14 protein-coding genes (1 of these 14 only partly in view) are annotated in these 15,420 nt (G+C 64.4%); 8 read left to right on the top strand and 6 right to left on the bottom strand.

What is annotated here, in order from left to right:
* Positions 1–1,114 carry the 3' portion of an aminotransferase class III-fold pyridoxal phosphate-dependent enzyme gene (locus EOC06_RS03685; RefSeq protein WP_128307119.1) on the top strand. The gene continues 98 nt to the left of window position 1, outside the view, so only the last 1,114 of its 1,212 coding nucleotides appear in the window; its start codon lies beyond the left edge, outside the window; it ends in the stop codon at positions 1,112–1,114.
* Positions 1,115–1,147: 33 nt separating this feature from the next.
* On the opposite strand, the gene EOC06_RS03680 is transcribed toward EOC06_RS03685, so the two are convergent.
* Positions 1,148–1,885, bottom strand: a complete 738-nt coding sequence (locus tag EOC06_RS03680) for a GntR family transcriptional regulator (RefSeq protein WP_127267755.1) — start codon at positions 1,883–1,885, stop codon at positions 1,148–1,150.
* Positions 1,886–2,031: 146 nt separating this feature from the next.
* Here EOC06_RS03680 and otnK point away from each other — a divergent pair, with 146 nt between their 5' ends.
* Entirely contained in the window at positions 2,032–3,405 is a 1,374-nt protein-coding gene (gene otnK / locus EOC06_RS03675) for a 3-oxo-tetronate kinase (protein WP_128307118.1), read from the top strand.
* Entirely contained in the window at positions 3,405–4,043 is a 639-nt protein-coding gene (locus EOC06_RS03670) for a class II aldolase/adducin family protein (protein WP_128307117.1), read from the top strand. Before otnK ends, EOC06_RS03670 begins: the two co-directional genes overlap by 1 nt.
* 102 nt (positions 4,044–4,145) lie before the next feature.
* Here EOC06_RS03670 and EOC06_RS03665 read toward each other — a convergent pair whose 3' ends face one another.
* From EOC06_RS03665 to EOC06_RS03645, 5 genes are read right to left on the bottom strand one after another with little or no spacing between them, the layout of a single operon-like run.
* Positions 4,146–5,417 (bottom strand): CaiB/BaiF CoA-transferase family protein, encoded by a 1,272-nt coding sequence (locus EOC06_RS03665; protein ID WP_128307116.1) that lies wholly within the window; start codon positions 5,415–5,417, stop codon positions 4,146–4,148.
* A 35-nt stretch (positions 5,418–5,452) separates the two neighbouring features.
* Positions 5,453–6,484, bottom strand: coding sequence for an ABC transporter ATP-binding protein (locus EOC06_RS03660; protein WP_127328823.1), 1,032 nt, complete (start codon positions 6,482–6,484; stop codon positions 5,453–5,455).
* Positions 6,481–7,557, bottom strand: a complete 1,077-nt coding sequence (locus EOC06_RS03655; protein ID WP_128307115.1) for an ABC transporter ATP-binding protein — start codon at positions 7,555–7,557, stop codon at positions 6,481–6,483. The genes EOC06_RS03660 and EOC06_RS03655 overlap by 4 nt, the downstream gene beginning before the upstream one ends.
* A 3-nt stretch (positions 7,558–7,560) precedes the next feature.
* Positions 7,561–8,406: an ABC transporter permease gene (locus tag EOC06_RS03650; RefSeq protein ID WP_164898446.1), complete on the bottom strand. Its 846-nt coding sequence runs from the start codon at positions 8,404–8,406 to the stop codon at positions 7,561–7,563.
* The gene (locus tag EOC06_RS03645) at positions 8,403–9,416 is read right to left on the bottom strand and encodes an ABC transporter permease (RefSeq protein ID WP_127380424.1); all 1,014 of its coding nucleotides are present in this window, start codon (positions 9,414–9,416) and stop codon (positions 8,403–8,405) included. Before EOC06_RS03645 ends, EOC06_RS03650 begins: the two co-directional genes overlap by 4 nt.
* Before the next feature lie 184 nt (positions 9,417–9,600).
* Between EOC06_RS03645 and EOC06_RS03640 the strand changes: the two genes are divergently transcribed.
* The 5 genes from EOC06_RS03640 to EOC06_RS03620 all read left to right on the top strand — a co-directional run.
* Complete coding sequence (locus EOC06_RS03640; protein ID WP_127808161.1) at positions 9,601–10,410, top strand: IclR family transcriptional regulator; 810 nt, start codon at positions 9,601–9,603, stop codon at positions 10,408–10,410.
* Between the two features lie 132 nt (positions 10,411–10,542).
* Positions 10,543–11,295, top strand: a complete 753-nt coding sequence (locus tag EOC06_RS03635) for an SDR family NAD(P)-dependent oxidoreductase (RefSeq protein WP_127328828.1) — start codon at positions 10,543–10,545, stop codon at positions 11,293–11,295.
* A 212-nt stretch (positions 11,296–11,507) separates the two neighbouring features.
* Positions 11,508–12,857, top strand: a complete 1,350-nt coding sequence (locus EOC06_RS03630; protein WP_127266934.1) for a glucoamylase family protein — start codon at positions 11,508–11,510, stop codon at positions 12,855–12,857.
* Entirely contained in the window at positions 12,847–14,379 is a 1,533-nt protein-coding gene (locus EOC06_RS03625; protein ID WP_127266935.1) for a mercuric reductase, read from the top strand. The genes EOC06_RS03630 and EOC06_RS03625 overlap by 11 nt, the downstream gene beginning before the upstream one ends.
* Before the next feature lie 221 nt (positions 14,380–14,600).
* Positions 14,601–15,420: glycosyltransferase (locus tag EOC06_RS03620; RefSeq protein WP_245469310.1), on the top strand; the 820-nt coding region annotated here is incomplete at its 3' end.

Genomic DNA, 15,420 nt, shown 5'->3' with positions numbered 1-15,420 from the left:
ATTCTTCGAGCGCGCCGACGGCTGCCGGGTCTGGGATGTCGATGGCCGCGAGTACATCGACCTGATGTGCAGTTGGGGCCCCAATATCCTCGGGCACCATCATCAGGCGGTCGAGGCAGCGGCCGAGCGGCAGCGTCGTCTGGGCGATGCGATGAACGGCCCTGGCGAGGTGTTGGTCGAGCTGGCCGAACTGCTGGTCAAGACCGTCGCGCATGCCGACTGGGCGATGCTGCAGAAGAACGGCACCGACGCCACCACGGCCTGCGTGACGATCGCACGCGCCGGCACTGGCCGGCGCAAGGTGCTGGTCGCGCGCGGCTCCTATCACGGCGCCGTGCCGTGGTGCACGCCTTCGCTCGCCGGCGTCACCGCCGAGGACCGCGCCCATATCATCCATTTCGACTACAATGACGTTGCCAGCCTCGAGGCAGCCGTCGAGCAGGCCGGCAGCGATCTTGCCGCCGTCGTCGTCACCGCTTTCCGCCACGATATCGCCCGCGACCAGGAACTGCCGACCGCCGCCTTCGCCAGACGGGCGCGCGAGCTCACCACCGCCGCCGACGCGGCGCTGATCGTCGATGATGTCAGGGCCGGCTTCCGCATCGATCTCGCCGGCAGCTGGGAACCGCTCGGCGTACGGCCGGACCTGTCCGCTTTCTCGAAGGCGATCGCCAATGGCTATCCGCTTGCCGCGATCACCGGCACCGACCGGTTTCGCGAAGCCGCGACCAAGGTCTATGTGACGGGGTCGTTCTGGTATGGCGCCGTCGCCATGGCCGCCGCGATCGCCACCATCAACACGCTGCGCGACACCGACGCCATCTCCAGGATGACTGAAGCCGGCGACAGGCTGCGCTCAGGCCTCGATGCGGCAGCGAAGAAGCATGGCCTGTCGCTTCGCCAGACCGGCCCGGTGTCGATGCCGATGGTGCTCTTCGACGGCGATGCCGAATTCAAAAAGGCCGACGCCTTCTGCTCGGCCGCCTTGCGCGAGGGCGCCTATTTCCACCCCCGGCACAACATGTTCCTGAGTGCCGCGCATACCGCAAAAGACATAAATCTCGCCCTGCAGGCTGCCGATGCCGGCATGGCCGCAGCGGCGCAGGTGGCGTGACCAGCGCCGATGAGGTGGGAAGGAACAAATCGCTCAGCCGACGGCCGACACCAGGCGGCCGTTCTGCGCCGCGCGGCGCAGTTCCTCCGGCGTGACCGCACCGTCGTTCAGCCGTTCGAGAACCTTGACCAACAGGCGTCCGCCTTCGATCATGTCCTGCTGAATGCCCTTGCGCACGCCGTTCTCGTCACGCGCCCGCAGCGCGTCGAGAATGTCGAGGTGCCGGTGGCGGCCGTCGTAGGTCGGCCTGGCGTGCGGGTATTGATAGTTCACCAGTGGTCCGTTGCGCAGCCAGATGCCCTCGATGATGGCCAGCAACTCCGGCATTTGCGCCGCCTGGTAGATCGAGTGATGGAATTCCCAATTGTCGCGGACGGCTTCGAACCAATGGCCATTGTCCTCGTTGGCAATCAGTCTGTCATGCACCTCGGCCAGACGGTCGATCTCCCGTGGCTCGATGCGCGTTGTTGCCGCCGCCCCCGCCATGCCTTCGAGATGCAGCCGGATGCTGCGCAGTTCCAGATATTGGGCCAGCGACAGCTGGGCGACGGTGATCGAACGGCCAGCCTCCATCTCCAGACCCTTTTCGCGGACCAGCTGCATCAGCGCCTCGCGCACTGGCGTCTCAGACACCTGAAGGCTGGCGGCGAGGTCGCGGATCTTGAAGCGATGGCCCGGCCAGAAACGGCCTTCCATCATGGCGCGGCGAAGCTCCTCGTAGACGCGCGTCGTCAGATTGTCGCGCGCGATCGGCGCGATAGAAGCAGTCACATCCGCTCTCCGTTCTTGCAGTGGCGCAGGCGTCGCCTGCGTCGCGTGGGCTGTGTATATGATACCACGAATGGCCTGACCACCGACATGAGACAGGCAACTGCGAGACGGGCAGCCATGGTGCAGACGGACATGAGACGGGGCGCATGACCGCGACGCCTTCACTCCTGTTCGGCGCCATAGCCGACGATCTGACCGGCGGCACCGAGCTGGCGTCGATGCTGGTGGCGCGCGGCATTCCAACGGGATGCACGGTCGGACTGAGTGCGCCGATCCCACCAGGCAATCTTGCCCATGTGATCCTGCTCAAGACACGCGTCATCGCGGCCAGCGATGCGGTGCGCCAGGTTCTGGCGGCGGCGGACCGGCTGCTTGAAGCTGGTGCCCGGCAGATCTTCTTCAAATATTGCGCCACTTTCGATTCGACACCTGCCGGCAACATCGGCCCTTGCGCCGAGGCGCTGCTCGAGCGGCTTGGCGGCGGCGTCACGCTGTTCACCCCGGCGCTGTGTGAGACCGGCCGCACCGTCTATCAGGGACACATGTTCGGCGGCGCCCAATTGCTGGCTGAATCGCCCAAGCGCTTCGATCCGCTAACGCCGATGACCGATTCCAATCTGGTTCGCGTGCTGCAGGTGCAGAGCAAAGGCAAGGTCGGGCTGGTGCCCTATCTCGTCGTCGATGCCGGGGCGGAGGCCATCCGCAACGCCATACGAGAGCACAGCGCGGGCGGCGAGACGCTGCTGGTCACCGACACGATCCGCGAGCGCGACCTGGTTGCGATCGCGGAAGCGACCTTCGACCTGCCGCTGATGACCGGCAATTCCTCGGTCGCCGCGCATCTGCCACCGGCCTGGCTCACGCATGGGCTGCTGAATTCAGTCGATCTCGTTACCGCCAGCCTGCCGGCCATAAACGGCCCAGCGGCGGTGCTGGCCGGCAGCGTTGCCGACCGCACCATCGAACAGCTCGAACGCTTTGCGCAAAACAATCCACTGCTGACGATCGATCTGGCCAGCGCCTTCGCCGGCGCCGATGTAGTGGCCGAAGCGCGTGCCTTCGCCCAGCGGCATTTGCCCGGCACGATGATCGCCATTGCCACGACGGCGCCGCAAGCGACGGTCGAAGCGCTGCAGCAGGCGCACGGCCGCGATGTGGTGGCAACAAGGGCGGAAGAGATCTTGGCCGGGATCGCACAAATTCTTGTGCTCGATCTCGGTGTGCGGCGGCTGGTCGTCGCCGGCGGCGAGACCGCCGGTTCGGTGGTCAAGGCGCTCGGCATCGACCGCATCGCCATGGGTGCCTATGAGGGGCCGGGACTGTCGCGTGCCACTGCCCACCTCCCCGGCCTGCCATCCGAGCCGCTGGCGCTGATGTTGAAATCGGGGAAGCTCGGCGGCCCGGATATTTTCGCCGACGTCATGCAAGACATGACACGGGCGACCACCGTCGCGCCGGCGATCGATATATGGCCACCGGCAAAACCTGTCATGCGGCCAACCACAGGAAAAGCATCGTGATGGACACCGAGACTGCACGCGCCAGCCTGATCACCGCGACGCAGACGCTGGACGCCAGCGGGATGAATGTCGGCACCACCGGCAACATCAGCGTGCGGACGACAAGCGGCATGATGATCACGCCGACGGGAATAGCTACAAGCGCGCTTCGGCCGGAGCAGATGGTGCCGATGCAACTCGATGGCAGCTGGGAGGGGGCGTTCCGGCCGTCGAGCGAATGGGAAATGCACGCCGAGATCTACAAGGCTTTCCCCGAGGCCGGTGCCGTCGTGCATGCCCATCCCGACCATTGCGTGGCGCTATCGTGCCTGCGCGAGGGACTGCCGCTGTTCCATTACATGGTCGCTGGTTTCGGTGGCGATGATGTGCGCTGTTCGGACTATGCGCTGTTCGCGTCAAGCGAACTGGCCAAGGTTGCCGTCGTCGCGCTCAAGGACAGGTCGGCCTGCCTGCTCGCCAATCATGGCATGATCGCTTTCGGCGGCGATCTCGACACGGCGCTCATCCGCACCATCAAGCTCGAGACCTTGGCGCGGCAATACCTTTTGGCGCGCAGCGCCGGCACACCGGCGATCATCGAGGGCACCGAGCTTGCCGCCATTCGCGGGCGGTACAAGAATTACGGCCAGCAGAAGTAGCTGGCCGAGCATTTCCGGGAACGGCTCTTCGCGCTCTTGAAGTGAAGAACCACTCAGTCGACCCGCAAATGCGAGACGAGGGCTGCCACGTTCCGTGGAAGATCAGGCGGGGATCGGTTCGGCTGCAGGCGCATAGACGCTGACAGCCCCGGAGCCGATCAGTTGGTCGATGGTCTCGGCGCTGTAGCCGAGCACGTCGGCCAGCACGGCAGCTGTGTCCTGGCCCAGCATCGGCGGCGCGGTAAAGTCGGCGGTCAGCTGCGCGGCAAGTCCCTGTGCCGGGCGCACCATGGCGACGGAGCCGAGATGCGGATGCGGCAAGGTCTGGACGAGGCCACGTTCGCGCACATTGGGGCTATCGAAGACTTCCGGTATCGATTTTACCGTGCCGGCCGGCACGCTGGCGGCGGCACAGGTTGCCATCCAGTGGTCGCGTGGCTTGGTCTTGAAGGCAGCCGCCAATTCGGGGATCAAAGCCTCGCGGTTGGTGGCACGCGCGCCTGCCTTGATGAAGCGCGCATCCCCAGCCAGATGTGGCAGATCAAGGACCTTCTCGCACAGCGCCGCGAACTGGCGGTCATTGCCGACGGCCAGCGCGAAGCCGCCATCGGAGGCCTCGAATATCTGATAGGGGACAACCGTCGAATGCGCATTGCCGTAGCGGGCGGCCTCGCGGCCGGTGTTGAGGTAACCGCTGCCGACATTGATCAGCAGGCTGAGCGCGCAGTCGATCAGCGACAGGTCGAGGAACTGGCCCTTGCCGGTCGTCGTGCGCTCGAAAAGCGCTGCCAGGATCGACTGCGTCGCGACCATGCCGCAGACGATGTCGGTGATGGCGACGCCGACGCGCATCGGCTCGCCATTGCTCTCGCCAGTGATGGCCATCAGGCCGCTTTCGGCCTGCATGACGAAATCATAGCCGGGCCGTCCGGCATCGGGTCCGGTCTGGCCGTAGCCGGAGATCGAGCAGTAGATCAGCCGCGGGTTTGACGCGCTGAGTTCCTTGAAGCCGACGCCGAGGCGCTCGGCGGTGCCGGAGCGGAAATTCTCGACGACGATGTCGGCCTTCGCCGCCAGTTCGCGCACGATGGCCAGCCCCTGCGGGCTTTTCATGTCGAGCGCGATGCTCTGCTTGCCGCGATTGGCGCAGAGATAGTAGGTCGAGACACCCTTGTAGCTCGGCACCGACCACGCCCTGGTATCATCGCCGCCATCGATGTTCTCGATCTTCCAGACTTCGGCGCCGAGATCGGCAAGGCTCATCGTCGCCCACGGACCAGCCAGCACACGCGAGAGATCGAGAACCTTGATGCCTTCGAGCGGCAAGCGTGCGGATCCTGCCGTACCGGCATTCTCGGAATGGTCCTCAGTCACGATCAAGATTCCTTCGGGTGAATTCGGCAGGCCAATCACACAGTCTTGAACGTGTTGACCGGCTCCGGAAAATGACAGGCGACGCGATGCGAACCGCCAGCGGGATCGAGCGGCGGTTCGACGGCTGCACAGATCGCCTGTGCCTTGAAGCAGCGCGTGCGGAAGCGGCAGCCGGATGGTGGGTTGAGCGGACTCGGCACGTCACCGGTCAGCACGATGCGCTCGCGCTTGCGCTCCTTCTCTGGATTGGCGAGCGGCACCGCCGACAGCAGCGCCTGCGTGTAGGGATGCAGCGCCCTCGAATAGAGTTCGGCCGCGGGTGCGATCTCGACGATCTTGCCGAGATACATCACCGCGACCTGGTGCGAGATGTGGCGCACGACCGAAAGATCATGTGCGATGAACAGATAGGATGTGCCGAAGGACTGCTGGATATCCCTGAGCAAATTGAGCACGCCAGCCTGCACCGAAACATCGAGCGCCGAAACCGGTTCGTCGAGGATCACCACTTGCGGGTTGAGCGCTAGCGCGCGGGCGATGACCACGCGCTGGCGCTGACCGCCGGACAGTTCATGCGGATAGCGCTTGCCGTGATCGGGATTGAGCCGCACGAGTTCGAGCAATTCGGCGACGCGGGCGCGGCGGTCGGCCGCCGACATGTCGCTCATGCGCAAAGGCTCGGCGATGTTGTCGGCGATGCGCATGCGCGGATGCAGCGACCCGTACGGATCCTGGAAGACCAGCTGGATGTAGCGCCGCATCAGGCGCATGTCTTCGTGGTTGAGGGCGAGCAGGTTCTGGCCCCGGAACCAGCTTTCGCCGCTGGTGGGCTCGATCAGCCGCATCAGGCAGCGTCCGAGAGTCGACTTGCCGCAACCGGATTCGCCGACGAGGCCCAGCGTTTCGCCCGGCGCCAAGTCAAAGGACACATCGGCCACCGCACGCACATGGGCAACCGCGCGATCGAAGACGAGGCCACCGCGAACCGGAAAATCCTTGACAAGATGGCGCACGGAAAGCGCTGCCGCCGGCTTGGTTTCGACTTGAGTTTGCTCCACTGCGCTCATGGGGCCATGCTTCCACTGTCCAGTTCTGCCGCCGCCAGCGAGGCGCTATGGAAGGGCGGCAAGGTCGTCGCGAAATGGCAGGCCGAGAAGCGGCCGCCTATGTCGTGCAAAGGCGGATCCTCGGTCCTGCAGCGTGCCTCGGCATAGATGCAGCGCGGATGGAAGGCGCAGCCGCCCGGCAAGCGCCCAAGTGCGGGTGGCGAGCCATCGATCGAAAACAGCCGCTCGCGGCTTTCCTCGAGATTGGGGATCGAGGCAATGAGGCCGCGCGTATAGGGATGGCGCGGGTCGGCGAACAGCTCGGATACGCCAGCCTGTTCGACGACACGGCCGGAATAGACGACCGCGACGCGGTCGGCATGACCGGCGACGACGCCGAGATCATGGGTAATCAGCACCAGGCCAAGGCCGAGCCGCTCCTGCAACGAACGCAGCACTGCCAAAATCTGCGCCTGCACCGTCACATCGAGCGCCGTGGTCGGTTCGTCGGCGATTAGCAAATCGGGATCGTTGGCGACGGCCATGGCGATGACCGCGCGCTGGCGCATGCCGCCGGAGAATTCATGCGGATACTGGTTCACCCGGCGCTCCGGCTGCGGGATCGCCACCAGATTGAGCAATTCCACCGCCCGCGCCATGGCCTCCTTGCGGGTGACGCGCTGATGCAGCCTGACCGCCTCGGCGATCTGGGCGCCGACGGTCATGACCGGGTTTAGCGAGGACAGCGGGTCCTGAAAAATCATGGCGATGCGCGCGCCCCTGATCTTGCGCATTTCGCGTGACGATTTACCGACCAGTTCGTCGCCGTTGAAGCGGACCGAACCGGTGACGACCGCGTTCTTTGAGGTAAGGCCGAGCGCGGCGAGCATGCCGACGGACTTGCCCGAGCCGGACTCGCCGACAATACCGACCACCTCGCCCTTGGCGACATCGAGGTCGATGCCGCGCACCGCTTCGAACTGACTGCCGGCCCGCCGGAATCCGACCCGCAGGCCGCGTATGGACAGCAGCGGCTCGCGCTCGCCTGCCTTGTCGACTCCGCCCGGTGGCGCTGAAGATATCTGTGCGCTCATCGCCTAGTCCGACCTTGGATCGAGAATGTCGCGCAAGCCGTCGCCGATGAAGTTGAAGCCGAGCACGATGGTGAGGATGGCGATGCCGGGACCGAAGGCGATCCACCATTGGTAGAAATGGACGGCGCCATCGGAGATCATCGACCCCCATTCGGGCGTCGGCGGCGTGGCGCCGAGACCGATGAAGCTGAGCGACGCGGCAAGCAGCACGACCTGGCCGAGATCCATCGTCGCGCTGATCAGCACCGGGGTCCAGCAAAGCGGCAATATGTGCGTGAACAGCACGCGGCGCGGCCTGGCGCCGGCGGCGATCGCCGCCTCGACATGCTCACGCTCCTTCACCTCCAGCACCTGCGCCCGCATCAGCCGGGCATAGACCGGCCACCAGACCAGCACCATGGCGATGGCGGCATTGCCGAGGCCGGGGCCGAGCGACGCCGCGACGGCCATGGCCAGCAGCATCGGCGGAAAGGACAGAGTGACGTCGACAAGCCGCATGATCGCCGCACCGGTCAGCCCGCCGACGAAGCCGGAGATAGCGCCAAGCAGCGAGCCGATGATCACAGCGGAGACGACGACCAGAACCGCGATCGGCAGCGAATGCGCGGCCCCATGCAGAGTGCGGGCCAGCACATCGCGCCCGAGTGCGTCGGTGCCCAGCCAATGCGACCAACTCGGCGCCTGAAGCCGCCGCGCGACCATTTCGAGCGGATCGAACTGCACGACCAGGGCGGCGAATACGGTCATGAACAGCCAGAACAGGATGACGACCGTGCCGATGACCAATGGCGCGGTCAGCCATTCGGGGACCGTCGAGGAGCGGGACTTGGTGACGACGACTGCCATCAGCTCAACCTCACGCGCGGATTGGCCACCACGTAGAGGATGTCCGTGATGAGGTTGGTGACCAGGAAGGCGAGGCCGCCGACGATGGTGACGCCGATGATCGCCGGGAAGTCGAGCGCGCGCGCCGCCTCGACGGCATAGGAGCCCATGCCCGGCCAGGAAAAGATGGTTTCTGTCAGCACCGCGCCGGTGATCAGATAGGCGAAGGAATAGCCGATGACGGTCAGGGTCGGCACCATGGTGTTGCGCAACGCATGGACGATGACGACGCGGAATTCGCTCGCCCCCTTGGCGCGCGCGGTGAGCACGAACTCGCGGCTCATCACATCAAGCATGTTGGCGCGCACCAGCCGCGATATGGTGCCGGAAACCGTCCAGCCGAGGACGAAGGCCGGCAGAAGCAGGTGCCGGAGCGCGTCCTTGAAGACGGTCCAGTCGCCAGCCAGAAGCGAATCGATGGTCAGGAAGCCGGTGATGCCGGGCGGCAATGCCAGGCGGGCATCGACCCTGCCCGGCCCCGGCAGCCAGTTCAGCATGACGGAGAAGATGAACAACAGGCCGAGCCCCGACCAGAACACCGGCAGCGAAGAGCCGAACAAGGCGAACAGCCGCGCGCCATGGTCAATCAGGCTGTTGCGGAAATAGGCGGCCAGCACACCAAGCACAATGCCGAGCGTGGTGCCGAAGATCATCGCAGCGAAAACCAGTTCGAGCGTTGCCGGCAAGCGGTAGAGAATGTCGGTGCCGACATTGCGCTTGGTGATGAACGAGGTGCCAAGATCGCCGCTCAGCAGATTCCCAAGATATATCATATAGCGTTCCGGCAAAGGACGATCGAGACCCCAGCGCGCCTTGGCGGCGGCCACCACTTCGGGGTTGCTCATCTGCTGTTCGGCGACAATGGCGGTCAGCGGATCGCCCTTGGTCACCGTGGTGATCAGGAAGGCGATGGTGACGATGCCGAGCACCAGAAACGGCATGGCGATAAGCCGGCGCAAAATATAGCGAGACACGTGGCTACCTTCACAAGGACGGGCTTCGTAAGATGGCACAGGGCGCTGGGAGATGCCATCGAGGGAAGCATATTGACAGGGAGGGAAAGCGCCTGTCAAATATAAATGGAATTTAATTTCATTTTTGGGAAAGCGCCGGCGACACCGGCCGACAGGCGGACGACGACGCCAGAAAGACCTCAGCGTGCGCAAGCGAGCCACCAGGGACGAGACGGAGCTTGAAGTCGAAGGCGCGCAGCTTTCGTCGTCGCTGGTGCGCGGGCTCGGCATCCTGCGCGCCTTCCGCCCGGGCGATGCCTCACTCGGCAATCAGGACATCATTGCCCGCACCGGCCTGCCCAAGGCCACGGTTTCACGCATCACCTATACGCTAAGCGCGCTCGGCTATCTCCTCTACGACAAGGACCTTGGCCGCTACAGCCTCGGACCCGCCACCGTGGCGCTGGGCTATTCGGCGCTCAGTTCCAGCGCCGTCGTTCACGTTGCCCGGCCGCTGATGCAGCCGCTGGCCGACCTGACCGGTGCGGCGGTGGCGCTCGGCACGCGCGACAGCCTCAACATGGTCTATCTGGCCAATTGCCGGTCGGAGAGCCTTGTCACGCTGCGGCTCAATCCAGGCTCCTACCTGCCGATCTGGAAGACATCGATGGGGCTGGCCTATGCGGCGGCCCTTTCACCTGAGGAGCGCGCTCGCCTTGTGGAGGCTTTGCAGGAGGCCGAGCCGGACAGGGCGGCGATGATCGGGGCGGCGATCGACGATGCGATCGCCCAGTATGCAGACAAGGGCTATGTGACGTCGTTCGGCGCCTGGCACAGCTATATTCATGCGGTCGGCGTGCCGTTCCGTCCGAGTGACGGCTCGCCGCTGGTTGCCATCACCTGCGGCGGCATCGGCGAGATCATCACGGAAGAGCGCGCGCATGCCGAGATCGGACCGGCGCTGGTGGCGATGGTGAAGGCGCTGGGCAGAGAGCTCGAGGGAAATCCCGGGTAACGGGATTGGCCCAGACGATCGGCCTCGCATGCCGGCTTGAACTCGCCTGATGGTGACCGCACAGTCGCAGTCGATGGTATGGCGGTCGCGTACCGTCATCGTCCATCGGGTTGAGATGATGGGGAAAATCGGATGCCGATGAATTTTACAGGGCGGTTCAGCGATCGAGCGGCGGTGATCACCGGCGGCGCTTCGGGCATCGGTCTGGCAGTGGCTCAGAGGATTGTCGAAGAGGGCGGACGGGTTTCAGTCTGGGATCGCGATCCGGCTCAGATCGAACAGGCCAAAGCCACCCTTCCCGGCCTCCACGGTGTTGCCATCGACGTCGCCGATGCGGCCGGCGTGGAACGCGCCAAGCAGTCGGCGATCGAAGCGCTTGGCGGTGTCGACATCCTGGTCACCAGTGCGGCGATCACCGGGCCGAACATGACGACCTGGAACTATTCGACCGAGGATTGGCAGAAGGTCATCGACATCAACATCAACGGCGTCTTCTACTGCAACAAGGCGCTCGTGCCACACATGCTCGAGCGCAACTATGGCCGCATCGTCAACATAGCCTCGATCGCCGGCAAGGAAGGCAATCCCAATGCCTCCGCCTACAGCACCTCGAAGGCTGCGGTGATCGGCCTGACCAAGTCGCTCGGCAAGGAACTGGCCAAGACCAAGGTGACGGTCAATTGCGTCACACCGGCGGCCGTGCGCACCGCTATCTTCAAGCAGATGAGCCAGGAGCACATCGACTTCATGCTGTCCAAGATACCGATGGCGCGCTTCGGGGAGGTCGAAGAGGTGGCGGCGCTGATCTGCTGGATTGCCTCGGAAGAGTGTTCGTTCACGACCGCCGCCGTATTCGACGTTTCCGGCGGCCGCGCCACCTACTGAGGCAGGACGCATCTCAATTCCGCGTGACGACGCAACGAACGGGAGCGTAGGGGCGTATAGTCCCAGGCGTCGAATCGACGTTGACGCAACAAAGCTATACGGGAAAGCTATGACGCGGCATGACAGTTCAGCATGCGTGATGATCTGCCGGTGCGGGGCAACTGGTTGGCGGTTGACGGACGCTGCAACCATCCGGCGGGAGCTTGTTTCCTTTGCTTAGAGCCGAGCCTGCCGCGCTGTCCGACGACGAGCTTCTGGACCGCTATCAGCGCGCCGCCTTCGACTATTTCCTCGAGAACGTGAACCCCGAAAACGGATTGGTCGCCGACACGTCGCGGCCGAATTCGCCGGCCAGCATCGCTGTCGTCGGCTTCGCGCTGTCCAGTTATCCGATCGGCGTCGAGCGCGGCTGGATGGCGCGCGATGCCGCCGCGAAGCTGACGCTGGCCGCGCTGCGCTTCTTCTCGGCCAGCCCGCAAGGCCATAGCGACGACGTCACCGGCCACAAGGGTTTCTACTACCATTTCCTCGATATGCGGACCGGCCTGCGCGTCTGGCGCTGCGAACTGTCGATGGTGGATACGGCATTGCTGATATCGGGCATGCTGGTGGCGGGCGCCTATTTCTCCGGTGACGATGACGAGGAAGCCGAAATCCGCCAACTGGCCGAGGCGCTCTACCGGCGCGTCGACTGGCGGTGGGCACAAGGCTCAAGCCCGACCTTGCGACAAGGCTGGAAGCCGAAGAGCGGCTTTCTCCACTATGGCTGGGAGGGCTACAACGAAGCCACAATCCTCTACATCCTGTCGATGGCTTCGCCCGACAGCCCGACCTCGGACAACAGCTACGAGGGCTGGACAGCGACCTATCAGTGGGAAAACATCTACGGCTACGACGTGCTGTATGGCGGTCCGCTGTTCATGCACCAGTTCTCGCATGCCTGGATCGATTTCGCCGGCATCCGCGACGCCTTCATGCGCGAGAAGAACTCGGACTATTTCGAAAACAGCCGCCGCTCGACCTATCTGCACCGCGACTATGCACGCCACAACCCTTACGGCTATGGTGGCTACGACGAGAACCTTTGGGGTCTTTCGGCGGGCGACGGGCCAGGCGGTTTTCGCACCAGCGTGGAGCGACAGCGCCGGCGGTTTTCCGGCTATGCCGCGCGCGGCGCGCCGTTCGGGCCCGATGACGGGACGATCGCGCCTTGGTCCTATCCGGCATCACTGCCTTTCGCCCCGGAGATCTGCTTGGCGGCGTTGCGCCATCTCGGTGATCGCTACCCCGAGGTGATCGGTAATTTCCGACTGCCGAGCGGTTTCAACCCGACATTGGCGAACCGGCGTAAGTTCGGGAGGCACGGCTGGGTGTCGGAAGGCCACTATGGGCTGGATCAAGGCATCGTGGTGATGATGATCGAGAACCATCGGTCAGGGTTGATCTGGAGACTGATGCGGTCAAATCAACACATCCGCAACGGCCTGCGCAAGGCCGGGTTCAATGGCGGCTGGCTGTCTCAGCCAGCAAGCCCGGCGTCGGGTGGCGGCGATGTCGCGTGACCGGACCAGGGCTACCGCCTTTCCTGTCGATCACAACGACATTGAGCTGATCAAGGGCGCCCATCCGCCGCACTGGAAGAACCCGCAGCCGGACGATCCCTACAATATCGTGGTCATCGGTGCCGGGCCGGCTGGGCTGACCGCCGCCTACGAAGCGGCCGGCCTCGGCGCAAAGGTCGCGCTCATCGAGCGCAACCTGATCGGCGGAACTTGCGTCAATGTCGGTTGCATCCCGTCGAAGTCGATCATCCGCACCGCAAGGCTTTATGCCGACATGCGCGATGCCGAGAATTTCGGCGGCGACATGCCGGACCGTCTTCACGTCAACTTTCAGCGCGCCATGACGCGGATGCGGCAGATCCGGCAGCGGATCAGCCGCGCCGATGCCGCCGATAGCCTGATTTCCGAAGGCATCGACCTTTATTTCGGCGAAGCGCGGTTTTCCGGAAGGGACGCTGTCACGGTCGCCGGACAAACCTTGCGTTTCAGGAAGGCGCTGATCGCGACAGGCGCGCGCCCGAGGCTGCCGACCATCCCGGGGCTGGTCGAGGCCGGCTATCTCAGCAACGAGACCATGTTCGATCTCACGGAGTGCCCGAAGCGGCTTCTGGTCATCGGCGGCGGCCCGCTCGGTTGCGAGGCGGCGCAGGCCTTCTGCCTGCTGGGCGCGAAGGTCATCCAGGCGCAGCGCGAACCGATGTTCCTGCCCGGTGAGGAACGCGATGCCGCCCAAATCCTTTCGGACGCGCTGGCGCGCGAGGGTGTCGAGGTTCGCCTCAACACCGAGGTGGTGGCGGTGCGGACGGAAGGCGGCAAGAAGCTCGCCGACCTGGTGTGCGACGACATCACGACGACGATTTCCGTCGATGAGATCATCACTGGCATCGGCCGATCGCCCAATGTCGACGGCCTCGACCTGGAAAACGCCGGGGTGGCATACGATGCCGACGGTATCAAGGTGGACGACTGTCTCCGCACCACAAATCCGCGCATCTATGCGGCGGGCGATGTCTGCCTCGCCTACAAATTCACCCACACCGCCGAGGCGACAGCCCGCATGGTCGTGCGCAATGCCCTGTTTCTCGGACGCAGGAAACTGAGCGAACTGGTCATTCCGTGGTGCACCTATACCGATCCGGAGATCGCCCATGTCGGCCTCTATCCGGCGGAGGCGCGCCAGAACGGCATCCCAGTCAAGACCTATACAGTGCTGATGCACGATGTCGCCCGTGCGGTGATGGATGGCGAGGAGGAGGGTTTTGTCAAAATCCACGTCAGGGAGGGATCCGACCGCATCCTGGGCGCCACGGTCGTTGCCAGCCATGCCGGCGAGATGATCAATGCGGTGTCGCTGGCGATCAAATCGGGCATGGGATTGCGTGCGCTGGCCGACGTCATCCATCCATTCCCGACGCAGGCGCAAGGCATCAAGATGGCCGGCGACGCCTATCGGCGGACAAGGCTCACCTCATCGTGGAAGCGTCTGGCGGGCCGCTGGTTGGCGTGGTCAAGGCGATGGTGACAGCAGCCTGCCGCAACTGGTGCATCTGACAATCAGCGACGATGCGGCGCTTGACGAAAGCCTCGTTCGGCTGAACAAGTCGAAGCCGATTGTTATGGTTTGGGGCCGTCGCGCATGCCGTCTGGAATGAAGCCTACGGCGCAAAGCCCAGAGTGCCCGCTTTGAAACCCGCGGGCGCACAACCGCTCGACGCTGTCTCCGCGGCGAAAGCCGGGCGACGTGTGCTGGTTGTGTCCCACGATCCAGCCTTTCCGCCGATCTCCGGCGCGGATCTGCGGAACTACCGCAATGCTGAGTCTGCTGCGCAATTCGGCCCGGTCTGCCTGGTGTCTGTGCTGCCGCAGGCGACGGAAACAACCGATCCGTCGATCCGCACCGAAGCCTTGTCGATCAAGGGAGAGACCCGCTCCGCCTCGATCGGGTGGTGGCGTATAAGGGCGGAGCGTCGCATCTCGCGCGTCGCCTTGACGCGGCTGGAGACACTGGTTCGGGACTTCCGCCCGGACACGGTGGTGATCGAGGGTATCGGCCTGTTCAAGCTGCTGCGGCCTTTGCGGGCACTGACGAAACAGCTCATCCTCGACATGCACAATGTCGAGTCCGACCTGGCGGGACAGCTGCGGCACGTCGATGCGAAGCGGGCTGCGGTGGCGACGATCAGCGAGGGCCTTGGCATCAGGCGTCTCGAGAGAAAGGCGCTTGCCCTTGTCGACAGGGTCTGGGTCTGCTCGAGCCAGGATCGGGAGCGGTTGATGGCGCTTTCCCGGCATAAGTTGCCGATCGATGTCGTTCCAAACGGAATTCCGCACGCCGGGCACAGCCCCGAAACGCTGCCCGCCGAGCCCGTATCCGACGAAAGCTTTCCGGTGATCCTGTTCGTCGGCCATCTCGGCTATCCGCCAAACGTCGATGCCGTCCAGAGGTTAGCCGGCTCCATACTTCCGCGCATCCGACTGACCTTGCCGACCGCGACACTGATTCTCGCTGGGCGCAACCCGACAACGGCCGTGCAAGCGCTGGCAGGATTGCCTGGCGTGGAGC

The sequence above is a fragment of the Mesorhizobium sp. M7A.F.Ca.MR.362.00.0.0 genome (assembly GCF_004023175.1).
Lineage (GTDB): Bacteria > Pseudomonadota > Alphaproteobacteria > Rhizobiales > Rhizobiaceae > Mesorhizobium.
The sequence above is the reverse complement of the archived record's forward strand: the minus strand, read 5'-3'. Positions and strand labels throughout refer to the sequence as shown.